This window comes from Flavobacterium sp. (assembly GCF_040383245.1).
Taxonomy (GTDB): domain Bacteria; phylum Bacteroidota; class Bacteroidia; order Flavobacteriales; family Flavobacteriaceae; genus Flavobacterium.
On record NZ_JBEIDX010000006.1, the window covers coordinates 25129 to 41040 of the forward strand.

Here is a 15912-nt window from a genome sequence, read left to right on the forward strand (position 1 = left end):
GTATTGTTTAATTTCAGAATATTTTTACTTTTATAATTTAAAATCAGAAAAAAATAAAACATGAAAAATATTATTTTGAAAAATGGATTTATTGGCGGTTTAATAATTGCTTTCACAATGGTTTCAAGTGCCTATTTGTGTTACAATGATCCAAAAGGATTTGAACCTAATTTTGCATTAGGTTTTGGCGGCATGCTCCTTTCGTTTGTATTTGTCTATTTAGGGATAGAAAAGTATAAAAAAAGTATTTCAGATGGGAAAATTACATTTATTAAAGCATTTCAAATTGGAACTTTAATTACATTATTAATTTCAACAATTTATGTTGGGGTTTGGCTAATTGTTTATTACAACTTCTTTCCTGATTTTATTGATAAATATGCGCAATCTGAAATTGCTCATGCAAAACCTTCAGATATTGCAACTACTACAGCCAAAATGGAAACATATAAAGAAATGTACAAGAATCCATTTTCAGTAATTGCACTCACTTATATGGAGATTTTACCTTTAGGTTTAATCATTACTTTGATAAGTTCTTTAATTTTAAAGAAAAAATAAAAAAAGGCCCGCATTTAGCGGGCCTTTTTTTCATATAAATTCAAATCTTATTTATCTCTTGTAAAATCAAAACTTTGCGGTCCAACGCTAAGCTTTATAGCATCTTTAGCTTCATTAAACTGAATCACTAAACCTGCTTGTTCTAAACTGAATTTTCCTGCGCCTTTGCTATCAAGAGCTGTAGCAGGTTGCCCTGGAGAATTTATTACTAAACTTTCATCCTCTTCTGTAAATGTGATTTTGATAGGTAATTGTTGACTAGAAAATTTACCTAAATACGGAGTTAATGATTCCACTTGAGTGATTCCATTTTTTTCATTGGTCCAAACATTATTTTCTGTATTACTATCTGGTAATTTATTATCCGGATCGATTGTAATAGAATCTAACTCTTCATTCGTGTCAACTTTAAAAGTCCAATCCACATTTCGTTCCCAAATCTCAACTGGAAGCGATTTTCTTGAAACAGCTCCGCTCTTAGTTTTGATCTCTAAAACCACTGGCATTACCATTTTTTCGAAATTTTCAATAGTAATAATAGCACCATTTTTGGCATTACCTTTTACATATTTAACTTTTGAAACACCTTGATCTAATCTCCAATTATTTAAGAACCAACTTCTCCAAAACCAACCTAAATCTTCACCAGCAACATTTTCTATTGTTCTGAAAAAATCATCTGGCATTGGGTGTTTGAATGCCCAACGCTCTGTATATGTTCTAAATGCTTTATCAAAACGTTCTTTACCTAATACATTATTACGTAACATATCCAATCCTGCACCTGGCTTGTAATAAGCCAATATTCCAAGATTTGCTTCCTTTAAATTACCAGGATTAGCCATTACAGGTTCTAAACTTGGATCTGTCAGCATTCCTGATGCTTCATGCATGTTTTGATCAGGTTGTTTGTATTCACCATTATTAAAATCTTGTGCACTTAATCCATTTATAAAAGTATTAAAACCTTCATCCATCCATGCAAATAAACGCTCGTTAGAACCAACAATCATTGGGTACCAACCATGTCCAAACTCGTGATCTGTAACTCCCCAAAGTTCTGCTCCTTTTGATTTTAATTCACAGAATACAATTCCAGGATATTCCATTCCACCTTCATTTCCAGCTACGTTAGTTGCTGCAGGATAAGGAAATTCAAACCATCTCTTTGAATAATTTTCAATAGAAGTTTTAGTGTATTCAGTAGATCTACTCCATGCATCTTGACCGTCAGATTCAACAGGATAAGTTGAAATTGCTAGCGCTTTTTTTCCACTAGGTAAATTAATTCGAGCTGCATCTACAATAAATGCTGCAGAAGATGCCCATGAAACATCACGAGCATTTTTAATTTTAAATTTCCAAGTCAAAGTCGATTTTCCTGCAGGACGTGAAGAAGCTTGAGTAACTTCCTCCGCGGTACGAATCATAACCGTTTTATCACTAGCTTTTGCAGCAGTCCAACGTTTTTGTTGCTCGGCAGTATACACTTCTGAAGTATTAAGCAATTCACCAGAACAAACTACAATATGACTTGCAGGAGCCGTAATTGCTACATCAAAATCTCCATATTCTAAATAAAATTCACCTGCTCCAAGGTACGGATAAGTATTCCAACCACGAACATCATCATAAACACACATTCTTGGATACCATTGTGCAACAGTGAAAATTTTTCCGTTCTTAGTATCAACAACTCCCATTCTATCCGATCCATAATCTGGAGAAACGAATGAAAATTCTATTTTCAGTTTTACCGAAGCACCATTTCCATTTAATTCTTGCGGCAAATTAACTTGCATGCGGGTATCAACAATAGAAAATTCAGCTTCTTTCTCAACCGATTTTCCTCCAACAGTTGAAATTATTTTTATTGATTTTATTCTGATTCCACCGTCAAACTCTTGACCTTTAGCTCCATTTCTACTTCCTTTTAACGGAATAATAGCATTTCCACGAGAATCTTTTTTGAATAAATTTTGCTCTACATTCATCCATAAAAAACCAAGTTTATCTGGACTATTATTGGTGTAGGTTAAAATTTCAGACCCAATAATTTCTTTGGTTTGCTCATTTAAGCTTGCCGTTAAGGAATAATCAGCGCGGTTTTGCCAATATTTCGCACCGGGTTGTCCACTAGCAGATCGAGTTTCAATTGCGTTTTTTGTGTAAAAATTATTAGCGAATGTTTCGTTGTAATTGTAATTCGATGTTGGCTTAGTTTCCTGAGCTTTTAACGAGGTAATTACACAAAACAAAGCGCTTAAAAAGAATGTTTTTGTAATAAAATTTTTCATAGATTAGAATTGGTTAATTGATCAAACAAATAAAAGAAAAAATTGCTTTTGATTTTCACAAAAGCATTTAAATAAGTCATAACAAAATGTTATTTGTTACATTAGAAAATTATTTACTGTATTTTTTCTTTCTTAAATAAGTAAATACTACTCCAAATAACAATACTAAAGTAATTGGAAATCCAATAGTTACAATTTGAGAGTAGGTGTAATTATCAACAACTTTTTGAGTGTCAAGAATCGGTAAATCCACTTCTTTACTTCGAATGTTAATTAAGCCATTATCATCCAATAAATAATTCATAGAATTTATCAAAAAGTTTTTATTTCCATATACTTGTTGAGTCCATTGATCAATATCATTAATTAAAGGCTTTTTGTTTACATATTTATAATTAACTATATCTCCGTCCGCAATTACTATCATTTTACTATTTAATCCTTCATCAATACTTTTATAAGCATTATTAGGTTTAACCCTGTTTTTGAAACCCGAAGAAAATTTACCTTCAAGCAATACTCCAATAATTTGATTCCCATTATTATAATCTGACTCGTTTAACGGAACCATAAATTGGTTTAAAGAAATTGGCATAAGTGTACCGACAGTTTTTGAAATTTTTGAACTTTTTAATAAAACAGTCTTTTTAATTTTATTTTTTAATGTATCAATCTGATTTGCAAACTCTAATTTAACTAAATTTAAATTTTTATTAATAACATTGTTTTCCTCTGATTTTACAATTGGAGAGTACAACCAATCAATTGGTATATCACCTCGTTCTGATTTTAATGTTATGGGCGTTGATAACACATCTTGTATTAATTTTGGATTTATTCTAAAACCATATTTGAAAAACATATCATCTAAATTTAAATTTAAGGGGTAAGCAATAGAAGTTTGTTCAGGATTTTGCAAACTATCTAAATCAATAGATACTTGATCAATTAACCACATAGTTTTCCCACCATTCATAATATACTGATCAAGTATATATTTTTCATTTTCTGAAAATGGTTCGGTTGGCTTTGCAATTAATGCAGCATCAAACCTTTTTATATTTGAAAGAGTTTTTGGTAAATCATTTTTTAAAGAATCCAAATTGAATTCAGCTATAATATAATTTTCTTTAAGATTAATAAGATAATCAGCCAAATACTTATCACTGATTTCACCATTACCTTTTAAAACAGCAATTTTTTTTAAGTTTTTATTGGTTAATTTAGAAATTGCATTGGATATTTCGTATTCCAAAAGTTGTATAGATTTGTTTATGTTGTCTTCAGGAGTGAATCCAAAATTATTAACTAACAATGGAATTCTAACTTTTTTTGTTCCTACACTAGCAATTGCCCATGGGAAAATTTGTGATACAGTTTTTTTACCTTTAATAGTTTGATTAATATTGGTAGGAGCTAATCCAAATCCAATTAAGTCTTTCGAATTCTGTTCAGCTAATTCATCATCCTCTAAAGGATTATTAAAATAAAATATAATGTTATTATTATAATTTTTAAATTCGTCTAACAAGTGATATGTTTCATTACGTAATCTTCTAAATTCCGGTGGAAAATCTCCTTCTAAAAAAACATCAATATAAATTGGTTCTTTTACTTGTTTAATAATATTAATAGTTGATTTAGATAGCGTATAACGTTTATCTTCAGTTAAATCAAATCGTTTAAAAAGATAATGTCCGGCAAAATTTGCAACCATTAATATAAAGATAATGGTAAATAGATTTTTTAAATTAGGGTTCTTATTTTCCATTATGATTTATGCGATTTAAGTTTGTAAACAGTCACCGATAAAAACAAGGTGGTTATACTCATAAAATAAAGTGCATCGCGAGTATCAATAACTCCACGGCTCATACTTTTATAATGATTATCCATTCCGAAGTAGGCAATAAACTCCTGCCAATCTTTAATTTGGCTAGCAATACCTTGGAAACCAAAATATAGAAAAAAGCATAAAAACACAGAAACTATAAAGGCAACTATTTGATTTTCTGAAAGTGAAGACGAAAAAACACCTACAGCAGTATATCCAGATATTAAAAATAATAAGCCAAAATAGGAACCTAAAGTACTTCCCCAATCAAGATTTCCCTCAGGCATACCCAAGCCATAAATTACATAAACATATATAAATGTTGGAATAATTGCAATAATTATAAGAGCAAAGGCGCCAAGGTATTTACCAACTACAATCTCCCAAATTGAAATGGGTTTAGTTAATAGTAATTCTAAAGTTCCTTGTTTCATTTCATCCGAAAAACTGCGCATTGTCACAGCCGGAATTAAGAAAATTAAGATCCAAGGTGATATAGTAAAGAAAGGTGATAAATCGGCAAAACCACTATTTAAAATATTGTATTCGCCTTCAAAAACCCAAAGAAACAATCCGTTTAATAACAGAAAAATTGCTATCACCAAATACCCTATTGGCGATCCGAAAAAGGATTTTATTTCTCTTAATAATAATGACTTCATATTTTTATTCTAAAGTAACTAATTTGTCTACACTCCAAGCTTCTGGCTTGTCATTGAATAACTTTTTTGTAAATGTCCACACTTCATCAAACAACGCCGAGTTCCTGTAATTTTCTAAATCTGCTTCGGTTTCCCAATAACTATAGGTAAATAGAATGCTGGCATTGTTTTTATCCTGATATAATTCTAGAAAACGATTTCCGGGCGCATTTCGTATGTGGGTTTTCATTAATTCAAAATTTTCCATAAAAGCAGGAATATTTTCTTCATGAAACGACATTTTCACTATTCGTACAAACATTAACTATAAATTAAAGTTAATCATCACAAAATCACGACATTCTAGTCCCAATAAACTTGATGCAGATCCAATTTTAGGATTACTTTTATATAATCCGATTTCCAAAAATCCTGCTTCATTAAAAATTGCAATGGATTTACCCATGATGTTATATAAAGATTGTTTGTCTATTGTTTCAATATCTGAATATTTAGCAAAAATACTCTTAACTTTTTTGTTTTTAAATTGCACTTCGTAGGGTCTTCCTTTGGCAATTTCTACAAATAATTTTTTGGATATGTTGGTTATAGCGTTTCCAAAATTATCAATATATACTACATATCCTTTTATCGAATTTTTATCAGACGCAACAATTGCTTGAAGCTCGGTTACTTCTTTAAGAGCATGAATTTCTTTTCCAATAACTGTAAGTGAACCTCCTTTAGCAATGTGAACTGCAGTGGTTACTAGCACATCCATATCGGTTGCTTCTGGCAATAATCGATCATGAATATTTATAGAAACCATTTTTTGAGGTTTAATTTGGGTAGTTAACAAACTTAATATTCCATTATCGGCAGAAACAAAAAAATGATCATTCCACTGGATCACAACATGTTGGTTATCTTCTTTTAATTCTATATCAACACCAATAATGTGCACCGTTCCTTTTGGAAAACTAGCATAAGCACCTTGAAGTAAGTAACTGGCCTCGCTAATATTAAACGGATCTACTTGATGGGAAATATCTACTAGTATTAATTCTTTGTTTTGTGATAATATTTTACCCTTTAAAGCACCAACATAATGGTCTTTATTTCCGTAATCGGTTGTAAGGGTAATTATTGACATAAAATTGTTTATAAATAATTAAGAATTGTAACTGTGTATTTCATAAATTTGAAATGATTGCAAATCTACTAATAATTAGTAAAAAATAATTAAAAAACTACTTCCATTTGAACGAACGTATCATTGAATTACACGACATTGCTCCAAAAGAATTTTGGGGTACGCAAGATTCCCATCTTGAAACGATAAAAAAGTATTATCCAAGATTAAAAATTGTAGCTCGAGGCACTACCCTAAAAGTATTTGGAGAAAAAGCAGAGTTGGATGAATTTGAAACAAGATTCAACAGATTAATGCTTCACTTTACCAGATACAACAACATCGATTCGAATGTAATTGATCGAGTAATTCAAAGTAATTCAGGCGAAGAACAACGCATGCCTGACCACGAAAAAATTCTAGTACATGGAATTGGCGGAAAGCTAATTAAAGCGATGACTCCAAACCAGCATTTATTAGTGGAAACCGTTTTTAAAAATGATATGGTTTTTGCAGTTGGTCCTGCTGGAACAGGTAAAACGTACACTGGTGTTGCTCTTGCAGTTAAAGCTCTAAAAGAAAAACAAGTTAAAAGAATTATTTTAACGCGACCTGCAGTTGAAGCTGGAGAAAATCTAGGTTTTTTACCGGGTGACATGAAAGAAAAACTGGATCCTTACATGCAACCGCTTTATGATGCATTACGAGACATGTTACCTCCCCAAACATTGGAAGATTATATCCTTAAAGGGATAATTCAAATTGCTCCTTTGGCATTTATGAGAGGTAGAACGTTAGATAATGCATTTGTAATTTTGGATGAGGCACAAAACACGACACATTCTCAAATGAAAATGTTTTTGACTCGTATGGGAAAGAACGCCAAGTTCATTATTACGGGTGATCCAGGTCAAGTAGATTTACCAAGAAGAACGATATCCGGATTAAAAGAAGCTTTATTAGTTTTAAAAGATATTGATGGAATTGGAATTATTTATCTTGACGATAAAGATATTGTTCGTCATAGATTAGTGAAAAAAGTAATTGATGCTTATAAAAGTATTGAAAACCACGATTAATAATCCGTAAATCTTTTCGACCTTTGCGTGAAACAAGCTCCCTATGAAAGACCTAAGTAATTATAGAAAATCCTACGAAAAAAGCGAATTACTTGAAGACAATATCCCAGAGGACCCTATTAATTTATTTAATAAATGGTTTCATGAAACCGAAGAGTTTGGTGGTGTAGACGAAGTAAATGCAATGACGGTTTCCACAATTGGATTAGACGGTTTTCCAAAAGCCAGAGTCGTTTTACTAAAGAAATTCAACGAAGAAGGTTTTATCTTTTACACCAATTACAATTCGGAGAAAGGAAAAGCAATTCAACAAAACCCTAATATTTGTCTGTCCTTTTTTTGGGCCAGTTTAGAAAGACAAGTCATTATAAAAGGAATTGCCGAGAAAACTATTGACGCAGTATCCGATAATTATTTTGCTTCAAGACCCGACGGAAGTAAGCTAGGCGCGATTGTATCTCAGCAAAGCGAGGTAATTCCAAATAGGGAATTTCTTGAAACTAATTTGAAAAAATTAGAGCAAGAATTTGAAAGTACAGAAATTGAAAGGCCAAAACATTGGGGAGGATTTTTAGTTAGACCTGTAGAAGTAGAATTTTGGCAAGGGCGTGCTAACAGATTACACGACCGAATTCGATACCAATTGCAATCGGATTTTAACTGGAAAATGGATCGATTAGCGCCATAATCTTATAAATATTTAAACATTTTATAACACAAAAGGAAGATATAACTTTTATATTCGCGAAATATATACTTTAAATAAACCTATAGTTCCTTTAAGAATAATTACATGAATACAGAAACCAATTATAGATATATTGATCGTGAAAAAAGTTGGTTGACTTTTAACGCAAGAGTGCTGCAAGAAGCTGCTGACGAAGCAGTGCCTTTATTAGACAGGCTAAGATTTTTAGGTATTTTCTCCAATAATTTAGATGAATTTTTCAGAGTTCGTTTTGCTGCAATTCGTAGACTAAGTTTATCTGGAGAAACTGGAGTTAAAATTCTAGGCGGAATCACAGCACAACAATTATTGAAAGACATTACAGAAATTGTGATCAAGCAGCAAGCAGACAGCTTGAAAATACTAAGTGACATTGAAAAACAACTAGAAAAAGAAAACATTATAATTGTTAATGAAAATGAATTATGCCAAGAACACCAAGAATATGTGCATGATTTATTTATTCAAAAAGTAAGTCCGGAGCTTGTTACGATTATCTTAAATGATTTAGCAGAATTCCCGCTATTAAAAGATACTGCAGGTTACTTAGCAATAAAATTAGTAATGAATACCGACGAGAAATCAAAAGTTCTTGGCTTGGTAAAACCTAAAAATGAGATTCGTTACGCTATAATTGAAATACCTAAAAACATCAACCGTATTGTGGTTCTTCCGTCCATTGGAGAAAAGCAATACATCATGCTGCTTGATGATGTAATTCGTTACAATTTAAGTAGCATTTTCAATATTTTCGATTACAAAAGTATTTCGGCACACATGATTAAAATTACTCGAGATGCGCAATTAGATATTGATAGCGACATGAGTAAAAGTATGTTGCAAAAAATTGCCACTTCGGTAAAAGACAGAAGAATTGGTGAACCCGTTCGATTCGTTTACGATAAAACGATTGACAAAGATACCTTGGCGTTTTTTCTTAACCGCATGAAAATTGATTCAACAGATAGCATTATTCCGGGTGGTCGTTACCACAACAGAAGGGACTATATGGATTTTCCAAATTTAGGAAGATTTGATTTATTGTATCAACAAAAAAAGCCGCTTGATGTTCCTGGACTGAGTCTTGAAGGAAGTATTTTAAATAAAATTGCGAAGAAAGATTTCTTGATTTTCGCGCCTTATCAATCGTATTCTTATTTGATTAAATTTTTGCGTGAAGCAGCACTTGACCCAAAAGTAAGTTCCATTAAAATTACTTTGTACCGATTAGCAAAAAATTCTCAAATAATCAGTTCCTTAATAAATGCAGCAAAAAATGGAAAACGAGTAGTAGTTCAGATCGAATTACAAGCACGATTTGATGAAGCAAATAACATTTCCTATGCTGAGCAAATGCAACAAGAGGGAATTGAATTGATTTTTGGAATAAAAGGACTTAAGGTTCATAGTAAAATTTGTGTGATTGAGCGATTTGAAGAAGGAAAAACCAAAAGATATGGGTTTATTTCGACCGGAAATTTTAACGAATCTACTGCTAAATTTTATACTGATGTAACACTATTAACTAGCCACCAGCAAATATTAAAAGATGTTACCAAAATTTTTGATTTTTTTGAAATCAATTACCGATTACATCGATACAAACATTTAATAGTTTCACCCCATTATTCAAGAGGTAAATTTTACAAACTAATTGATAGAGAAATCCATAATGCTTTGGCTGGAAGACCAGCTTATATTAATTTAAAAATGAATAGTTTATCGGATATCGCAATGATTGACAAACTTTATGATGCTAGTAATGCCGGTGTAAAAATGAAATTGCAAATCCGTGGAATTTGCTCTTTGATTCCAGGTATTAAAGGGATGAGTGAAAATATTGAAGCAATTAGTATTGTAGACAATTTCTTAGAACATTCCCGATTGTTTATATTTTGCAATGACAACAATCCAGAAGTATTTATTTCCTCTGCCGATTTTATGACCCGTAATCTAGATGGTCGTGTAGAAGTTACCTGCCCTATTTATCAAGACGACATTAAAAAACAATTAATAGACACCTTTGAAGTGGGTTGGAAAGGTAATGTAAAAGCGCGTTTTCATTCGGAAAAATTAGATAATAAATATCGAATTCGCAAAGAAGATGAACCTGTTTTTAGAGCACAACTAGAAACCTATAATTACTATAAAAATCAACAAGATACTAGTAAAGATAACTTGTTTTAATTTGCATAATAACCGCCAATACTAAATGATTACAATTAAAAAATATGCCGCAATTGACATAGGCTCAAATGCAATGCGTTTACTTATTGCAAATGTTGTAGAACAAAAAGGCAAAGAAACCCAATTTAATAAATCTGAACTTGTTAGAGTTCCTATTCGTTTAGGTCAGGATGCTTTTACAGTAGGTGAAATAACAACTGAGAACATTGAAAGAATGGTAGATGCAATGAAGGCCTTTAAACTTTTGATGAAAGTCAATAAAGTAGAAAAATATAAGGCATGTGCAACATCAGCTATGCGAGAATCTTATAATAGCAAAGAAGTTGTAAAAATCATTAAAGAAAAAGCTGAAATTGATATTGAAATTATAGATGGCAAACAAGAAGCTGCAATAATCACATCTTCCGACTTGCATAATCTAATTACAACAGACAAAACTTGTTTATATGTAGATGTTGGTGGTGGAAGTACCGAATTTTCTTTGTTTTCAGACGGAAAAATTGTAGCATCCAAATCATTTAAAAATGGAACTGTTAGATTGTTAAATAACATGGTAAACGAAATAGTTTGGGAAGAAATAGAAAAATGGATCAAACTGCATTGCGAACCTTTTGAAAATATAACTTTAATTGGCTCCGGAGGAAATATCAATAAATTATTTAAACTCTCCGGAAAACAACAATCTAAACCATTGTCCTTTTTGTACTTAAACACACAATATCAGTATTTAAGTTCACTATCATATGAAGAACGAATTTTTGAAATTGGGTTAAATACCGATCGGGCTGATGTAATTATTCCGGCAATTAGAATTTATTTAAACGCAATGAAATGGAGCGGTGCCCGTCAAATATATGTTCCTAAAATTGGACTTTCCGACGGTATTGTGAAAGCAATGTATTATGGAAAAATTTAAATACTACTAACCAAAACCCCATACCAATCTATGAAAAAATTAATACTATTATTCGCATTTCTAACATTAATTTCTTGTAAAAAAGAAGAAAATGAAACTACTTATTTTCAATCAGAAACTACTGGAATGCAAATTGGCGGTGTTCAAAAAATAGCCATTAATACTCCAAAAGGTAAATTTAATGTATGGACAAAACGCATTGGAAATAATCCAAAAATTAAATTGCTATTATTAAACGGAGGTCCGGGAATGTCTCATGAATATTTTGAGTGCATGGAAAGTTTCTTGCCAAAAGAAGGAATTGAATTTATTTATTACGACCAATTAGGTACCGGTTTTTCAGACAATCCTAACGATACAACTATGTGGGACCTTCCAAGATATGTTGAAGAAGTAGAGCAAGTTCGTGTTGCTTTACATCTTGATAAAGATAATTTTTATTTGTTAGGCCATTCTTGGGGTGGAATTTTAGCAATGCAATATGCTTTGAAATACCAAAACAACCTAAAAGGAATTGTTGTATCTAATATGATGGCAAGTTGTCCAAAATATGGAGAATATTCTAAAGTATTGCAAAGCAAATTAAATCCAGATGTATTGAAAACCATTCAAGATTTGGAAGCCAAAAAAGATTATGCCAACCCCAAATACATGGAATTGTTAATGGCAAATTTTTATAATCAGCACATTTTAAGACTTCCAGTTAGCGATTGGCCTGAACCAGTTACTCGATCTATGGGAAGATTAAATCAATCACTATATATCACCATGCAAGGACCAAGCGAAATGGGGCTTTCGGGAAAATTAACCAACTGGGATGTTTCAAAAGAATTAAAGAATATATCGGTTCCAACTCTTGTAATTGGTGCAAAACACGACACCATGGATCCAGAATACATGAAATGGATGGCTTCACAATTTCAAAAAGGAACCTATTTGTATTGTGCTAACGGTAGCCATATGAGTTTGTATGATGACCAACAAACCTATATGAAAGGATTAATCGATTTCTTGAAAAAAGGAAATGAATAAAGAATAAAAAAAGGGATGTTAAAACATCCCTTTTTTATTACAAATCCAAATCAAATGCCCGACGAAATTCTTCAAGATGCGGATTGATTTCGTTTAATCTGTTGTATTTATCTTGGGCGGTAAATGCCACTTTACTTTTTACACTTTCATTCACAACCACTTCAATAGAAATTTCATGATTGTGCAAATGTCCGCGTAAATAACCTAGCAAATCTGGTTTTTCCTTTTCAAAATCAATCTTGGAACCTTCATTGGGTAACTCATAAATTATTTTAAACCCTTCCAATTTAGGATCACTAATTCGCAATAAAGAAGCCATAATCATGTATCCTTTATCTGTAAGTCGCTGAGCATATTTAAACCAAAAATCAAGCATTTCGGTTTCAGTAAATTCTTCAGTAGGAAAATGTACCTCCTCTTTGACTATTCCTTTTTGTGCCTCTTGCATTTCTTTTTTAGCTCTTATGCTAGACAAAGAAAATGCGGAAACATTGGGTTGGCTTGAAACTGATATAGGACTTTGTGTTGGAGTTTCTTGGGTAGGTGTTATAATTTGAGCTGCATCAATTGGAGCTGTTTCAACTTCTATTTCTTGACTAACGATTTCAATCTCGTGACTTTCAACTTCTAATTTCTCAGCTGTTTCTTCTACCTTCTGACTTGTAACTTCAGGCTTCAGAGTTGGTGCTTCAACAATAGAATAATCAGATCTTCTAAAATAAGTTGGTGGAATTATAAACTCATTTTTTTTTTCTCGATCAAAATTGATAGAGCAAAGTTGCATAAGTGCTAGTTCTACTAGCAATCTTTGGTTTTGGGAAACCTTGAACTTTAAATCGCAGTCGTTGGCTATTTCTATACCTTTCAATAAAAACTCGGAAGAACATTGTTGGGCTTGTTCTCCATATAATTTTTGAGCTTGCTCCCCTGCTTCCAATAAAGAAAGCGTTGCTGGATTTTTGCAAACTAATACATCTCTAAAATGAGAAGCTAAACCTGCAATAAAATGATGTCCGTCAAATCCTTTAGCTAAAATTTCATTATAGGAAACTAAGATTTGAGGAATATTGTTGTCCAAAATCAAATTGGTGATGGAAATATACGTTTCGTAATCTAATACATTTAGATTTTCAGTAACGGCTTGTCTCGTTAAATTGGTGCCACAATAGGATACCACTCGATCAAAAATAGACAAAGCATCACGCATAGCACCATCCGCTTTTTGAGCAATAATATGAAGTGCATCATCTTCAAAAGAAACCCCTTGACTTGAAGCTACTTCAGCCAAATGTTCTTTAGCGTCTTTAACTGTAATTCTTTTAAAATCGAATATTTGACAACGAGATAATATCGTAGGAATAATTTTGTGTTTTTCGGTCGTCGCCAAAATAAAAATAGCATGCTTTGGCGGCTCTTCTAAAGTCTTCAAAAAAGCATTAAATGCAGCAGAAGACAACATATGCACCTCGTCAATAATATATACTTTGTACTGACCCGTTTGCGGCGGTATTCTAACTTGATCAATCAAATTTCTAATATCATCTACCGAATTATTAGATGCAGCATCCAATTCAAAAACATTAAATGCAAAATCTTCATTTGGATCGTCATAACCCGGTTGATTAATTTTACGAGCTAAAATTCGGGCACAAGTAGTTTTTCCAACCCCACGAGGTCCTGTAAATAATAATGCAGACGCAAGATGATTGGTTTCTATAGCGTTTAACAAAGTACTTGTAATAGCCTGCTGACCCACCACATCTTTAAATGTTTGTGGACGGTATTTACGAGCAGATACTACAAATTGTTCCATAGAATTCTAATTGGTTTACAAATATAACTTAATTAAATTCAATTTCAAAAATGATAACCACAACATTTATGAATAAAAAACGCTATTTGTTAACAATAAAGTCTACCAAATAAAAGGATTACTTTTTACGCTCGAACAACCAACAATTTTGCTTTTTGTTTCATTATTTTGTTAGTACCTTTGCATTGAAATGATAAAAACGGCTAATATACTTAACAAAAGAGCACGGTTTGATTACGAAGTAATTGAAACCTATTCTGCTGGTATTGTCTTAACAGGAACCGAAATTAAATCAATTCGTTTAGGGAAAGCACAAATTGCAGAGAGCTTTTGTGAGTTCAATAACGGCGAACTTTTTGCCATTAACACCTATATTGAAGAGTATGCTTTTGGAAATCAATTCAACCATAAATCAAGAAGCGAACGCAAGCTTTTACTTAATAAAAGAGAATTAAAAACTTTAGCTCGAAATGTCGAATCGAAAGGATTGACTATTGTTCCACTTCGATTATTTACCAATGAAAAAGGACTTGCTAAATTAGAAATTGCACTTTGCAGAGGTAAAAAAACCTACGACAAACGAGAATCTCTAAAAGAACAAGACACTAAACGCGACTTAGCCCGAATTAAAAAAGAATTTTAATTAACTTTTATTCTCATGAAGGATTTATTAAAAAATGCGAGGGTAAATAAAAAACTAGGGACGCGCGAACTTGCAGCACTTGTCAAAATAGATCCTGCTATTATTAGTAAGTTTGAGAGTGGTCAAAGAATTCCTACAGAAAAGCAAATTAAAATTTTATCCTATCAATTAGAAATCGATATAAACACCCTTTTAGTTGCTTGGTACAAGCAAAAGTTTAGAACTCAAATTGATTTTAACCCTCAGTCTATTCAGGCAATTACAGAAGTATTAAGCGAAAAAGGTATTGAGCTTAAAGCAAACTCCAAGGAAACTCAAATTGCAGAAATATTATCAGAAATAGAAAATTTAAAAACTAAATTAAATTCGATTTAGTTTTTATTTTCTAATAGTGGAACAAATTTAAAATCACCTAATTCGTGTTTTTCAAATTGGGTTTCATTTTTCCGAATCAGCAGCGTCATAATTTGCTCATTTTCACCAACAGGAATAACCAGCTTACCTCCTATTTTTAATTGCGCCATCAAGGGTTGTGGAATAATTGGTGCTCCAGCAGTAACAATAATACTGTCAAAAGGAGCATGATTAGGAAGTCCTTTATAACCGTCTCCAAAAGACAAATGTTTTGGGCGAATGCCTAATTTTGGTAATAATAACGAAGTGGTTTTGAATAATTCATTTTGACGTTCCACCGAATATACTTTGGCACCAAGCAAACATAAAACAGCCGTTTGATAACCACTTCCGGTACCTATTTCAAGAATTTTTTGATCTTTTTTTACATCCAAAAGCTGGCTTTGATAAGCAACGGTATAGGGTTGAGAAATTGTTTGTCCTGCACCAATAGGAAACGCCTTGTCTTGATAAGCAAAATCCTCAAAACTGGAATTTAAAAATAAATGACGCGGAATAGTTCGAATGGCATCCAATACGTTTTTGTCAATTATGCCTTTATCTTCTAGAATTTTAGCCAATTGATTGCGAAGCCCTTTATGTTTATTCGTGTCCTTCAATTTATGAGTCTTAATTATTGTGTAAAAATAGAAAACA

15 protein-coding genes are annotated in these 15912 nt (G+C 32.1%); 8 read left to right on the forward strand and 7 right to left on the reverse strand.

Going from position 1 to position 15912, the window contains the following annotated elements:
• The first annotated feature begins 60 nt into the window (after window positions 1-60).
• Window positions 61-561, forward strand: coding sequence for a DUF4199 domain-containing protein (locus ABWO08_RS04140; protein ID WP_353083795.1), 501 nt, complete (start codon window positions 61-63; stop codon window positions 559-561).
• Between the two features lie 47 nt (window positions 562-608).
• Here the strand turns inward: ABWO08_RS04140 and ABWO08_RS04145 are convergent, their stop codons facing one another.
• The 5 genes from ABWO08_RS04145 to ABWO08_RS04165 form a co-directional block, all read right to left on the reverse strand.
• Window positions 609-2858, reverse strand: a complete 2250-nt coding sequence (locus ABWO08_RS04145; protein ID WP_353083796.1) for a M1 family metallopeptidase — start codon at window positions 2856-2858, stop codon at window positions 609-611.
• Window positions 2859-2967: 109 nt separating this feature from the next.
• Complete coding sequence (gene gldG / locus ABWO08_RS04150; RefSeq protein WP_353083797.1) at window positions 2968-4629, reverse strand: gliding motility-associated ABC transporter substrate-binding protein GldG; 1662 nt, start codon at window positions 4627-4629, stop codon at window positions 2968-2970.
• Window positions 4629-5354 (reverse strand): gliding motility-associated ABC transporter permease subunit GldF, encoded by a 726-nt coding sequence (gene gldF, locus ABWO08_RS04155; protein ID WP_353083798.1) that lies wholly within the window; start codon window positions 5352-5354, stop codon window positions 4629-4631. Before gldF ends, gldG begins: the two co-directional genes overlap by 1 nt.
• Window positions 5355-5358: 4 nt before the next feature.
• Window positions 5359-5655: a putative quinol monooxygenase gene (locus tag ABWO08_RS04160; protein ID WP_353083799.1), complete on the reverse strand. Its 297-nt coding sequence runs from the start codon at window positions 5653-5655 to the stop codon at window positions 5359-5361.
• Between the two features lie 3 nt (window positions 5656-5658).
• Window positions 5659-6486: an SAM hydrolase/SAM-dependent halogenase family protein gene (locus ABWO08_RS04165; RefSeq protein WP_353083800.1), complete on the reverse strand. Its 828-nt coding sequence runs from the start codon at window positions 6484-6486 to the stop codon at window positions 5659-5661.
• Window positions 6487-6593: 107 nt separating this feature from the next.
• Here ABWO08_RS04165 and ABWO08_RS04170 point away from each other — a divergent pair, with 107 nt between their 5' ends.
• The 5 genes from ABWO08_RS04170 to ABWO08_RS04190 all read left to right on the forward strand — a co-directional run bounded on the left by ABWO08_RS04170 (window position 6594) and on the right by ABWO08_RS04190 (window position 12406).
• A complete protein-coding gene (locus ABWO08_RS04170; protein ID WP_353083801.1) occupies window positions 6594-7544 on the forward strand; it encodes a PhoH family protein in 951 nt (316 codons plus the stop codon).
• Window positions 7545-7587: 43 nt separating this feature from the next.
• Window positions 7588-8232: a pyridoxamine 5'-phosphate oxidase gene (gene pdxH, locus ABWO08_RS04175; RefSeq protein ID WP_353083802.1), complete on the forward strand. Its 645-nt coding sequence runs from the start codon at window positions 7588-7590 to the stop codon at window positions 8230-8232.
• Between the two features lie 105 nt (window positions 8233-8337).
• The gene (gene ppk1 / locus ABWO08_RS04180) at window positions 8338-10458 is read left to right on the forward strand and encodes a polyphosphate kinase 1 (protein ID WP_353083803.1); all 2121 of its coding nucleotides are present in this window, start codon (window positions 8338-8340) and stop codon (window positions 10456-10458) included.
• A 25-nt stretch (window positions 10459-10483) separates the two neighbouring features.
• A complete protein-coding gene (locus tag ABWO08_RS04185; protein ID WP_353083804.1) occupies window positions 10484-11374 on the forward strand; it encodes a Ppx/GppA phosphatase family protein in 891 nt (296 codons plus the stop codon).
• A 30-nt stretch (window positions 11375-11404) separates the two neighbouring features.
• On the forward strand, window positions 11405-12406 hold the full coding sequence (locus tag ABWO08_RS04190; protein WP_353083805.1) for a proline iminopeptidase-family hydrolase: 1002 nt from the start codon (window positions 11405-11407) through the stop codon (window positions 12404-12406).
• A gap of 37 nt (window positions 12407-12443) precedes the next feature.
• Here the strand turns inward: ABWO08_RS04190 and ABWO08_RS04195 are convergent, their stop codons facing one another.
• On the reverse strand, window positions 12444-14219 hold the full coding sequence (locus tag ABWO08_RS04195; protein ID WP_353083806.1) for a DNA polymerase III subunit gamma/tau: 1776 nt from the start codon (window positions 14217-14219) through the stop codon (window positions 12444-12446).
• 190 nt (window positions 14220-14409) lie between these two features.
• On the opposite strand from ABWO08_RS04195, the gene smpB reads away from it, so the two are divergent.
• Window positions 14410-14862 (forward strand): SsrA-binding protein SmpB, encoded by a 453-nt coding sequence (gene smpB / locus ABWO08_RS04200; protein WP_353083807.1) that lies wholly within the window; start codon window positions 14410-14412, stop codon window positions 14860-14862.
• Between the two features lie 15 nt (window positions 14863-14877).
• Window positions 14878-15237: a helix-turn-helix domain-containing protein gene (locus tag ABWO08_RS04205; protein WP_353083808.1), complete on the forward strand. Its 360-nt coding sequence runs from the start codon at window positions 14878-14880 to the stop codon at window positions 15235-15237.
• Here the strand turns inward: ABWO08_RS04205 and ABWO08_RS04210 are convergent.
• A complete protein-coding gene (locus ABWO08_RS04210) occupies window positions 15234-15875 on the reverse strand; it encodes a protein-L-isoaspartate(D-aspartate) O-methyltransferase (protein ID WP_353083809.1) in 642 nt (213 codons plus the stop codon). The two genes, ABWO08_RS04205 and ABWO08_RS04210, sit on opposite strands and share 4 nt — an antisense overlap.
• Window positions 15876-15912 lie beyond the last annotated feature (37 nt).

Excerpts from the sequence above, each read along its gene's own strand:
- ABWO08_RS04195 (WP_353083806.1), bottom strand. The coding sequence starts at position 14,219 with ATGGAACAATTTGTAGTATCTGCTCGTAAATACCGTCCACAAACATTT.
- ABWO08_RS04185 (WP_353083804.1), top strand. The coding sequence starts at position 10,484 with ATGATTACAATTAAAAAATATGCCGCAATTGACATAGGCTCAAATGCA.
- ABWO08_RS04165 (WP_353083800.1), bottom strand. The coding sequence starts at position 6,486 with ATGTCAATAATTACCCTTACAACCGATTACGGAAATAAAGACCATTAT.
- gldG (WP_353083797.1), bottom strand. The coding sequence starts at position 4,629 with ATGGAAAATAAGAACCCTAATTTAAAAAATCTATTTACCATTATCTTT.
- ABWO08_RS04140 (WP_353083795.1), top strand. The coding sequence starts at position 61 with ATGAAAAATATTATTTTGAAAAATGGATTTATTGGCGGTTTAATAATT.
- ABWO08_RS04160 (WP_353083799.1), bottom strand. The coding sequence starts at position 5,655 with ATGTTTGTACGAATAGTGAAAATGTCGTTTCATGAAGAAAATATTCCT.
- gldF (WP_353083798.1), bottom strand. The coding sequence starts at position 5,354 with ATGAAGTCATTATTATTAAGAGAAATAAAATCCTTTTTCGGATCGCCA.
- ABWO08_RS04190 (WP_353083805.1), top strand. The coding sequence starts at position 11,405 with ATGAAAAAATTAATACTATTATTCGCATTTCTAACATTAATTTCTTGT.
- pdxH (WP_353083802.1), top strand. The coding sequence starts at position 7,588 with ATGAAAGACCTAAGTAATTATAGAAAATCCTACGAAAAAAGCGAATTA.
- ABWO08_RS04205 (WP_353083808.1), top strand. The coding sequence starts at position 14,878 with ATGAAGGATTTATTAAAAAATGCGAGGGTAAATAAAAAACTAGGGACG.
- ABWO08_RS04145 (WP_353083796.1), bottom strand. The coding sequence starts at position 2,858 with ATGAAAAATTTTATTACAAAAACATTCTTTTTAAGCGCTTTGTTTTGT.
- ppk1 (WP_353083803.1), top strand. The coding sequence starts at position 8,338 with ATGAATACAGAAACCAATTATAGATATATTGATCGTGAAAAAAGTTGG.
- smpB (WP_353083807.1), top strand. The coding sequence starts at position 14,410 with ATGATAAAAACGGCTAATATACTTAACAAAAGAGCACGGTTTGATTAC.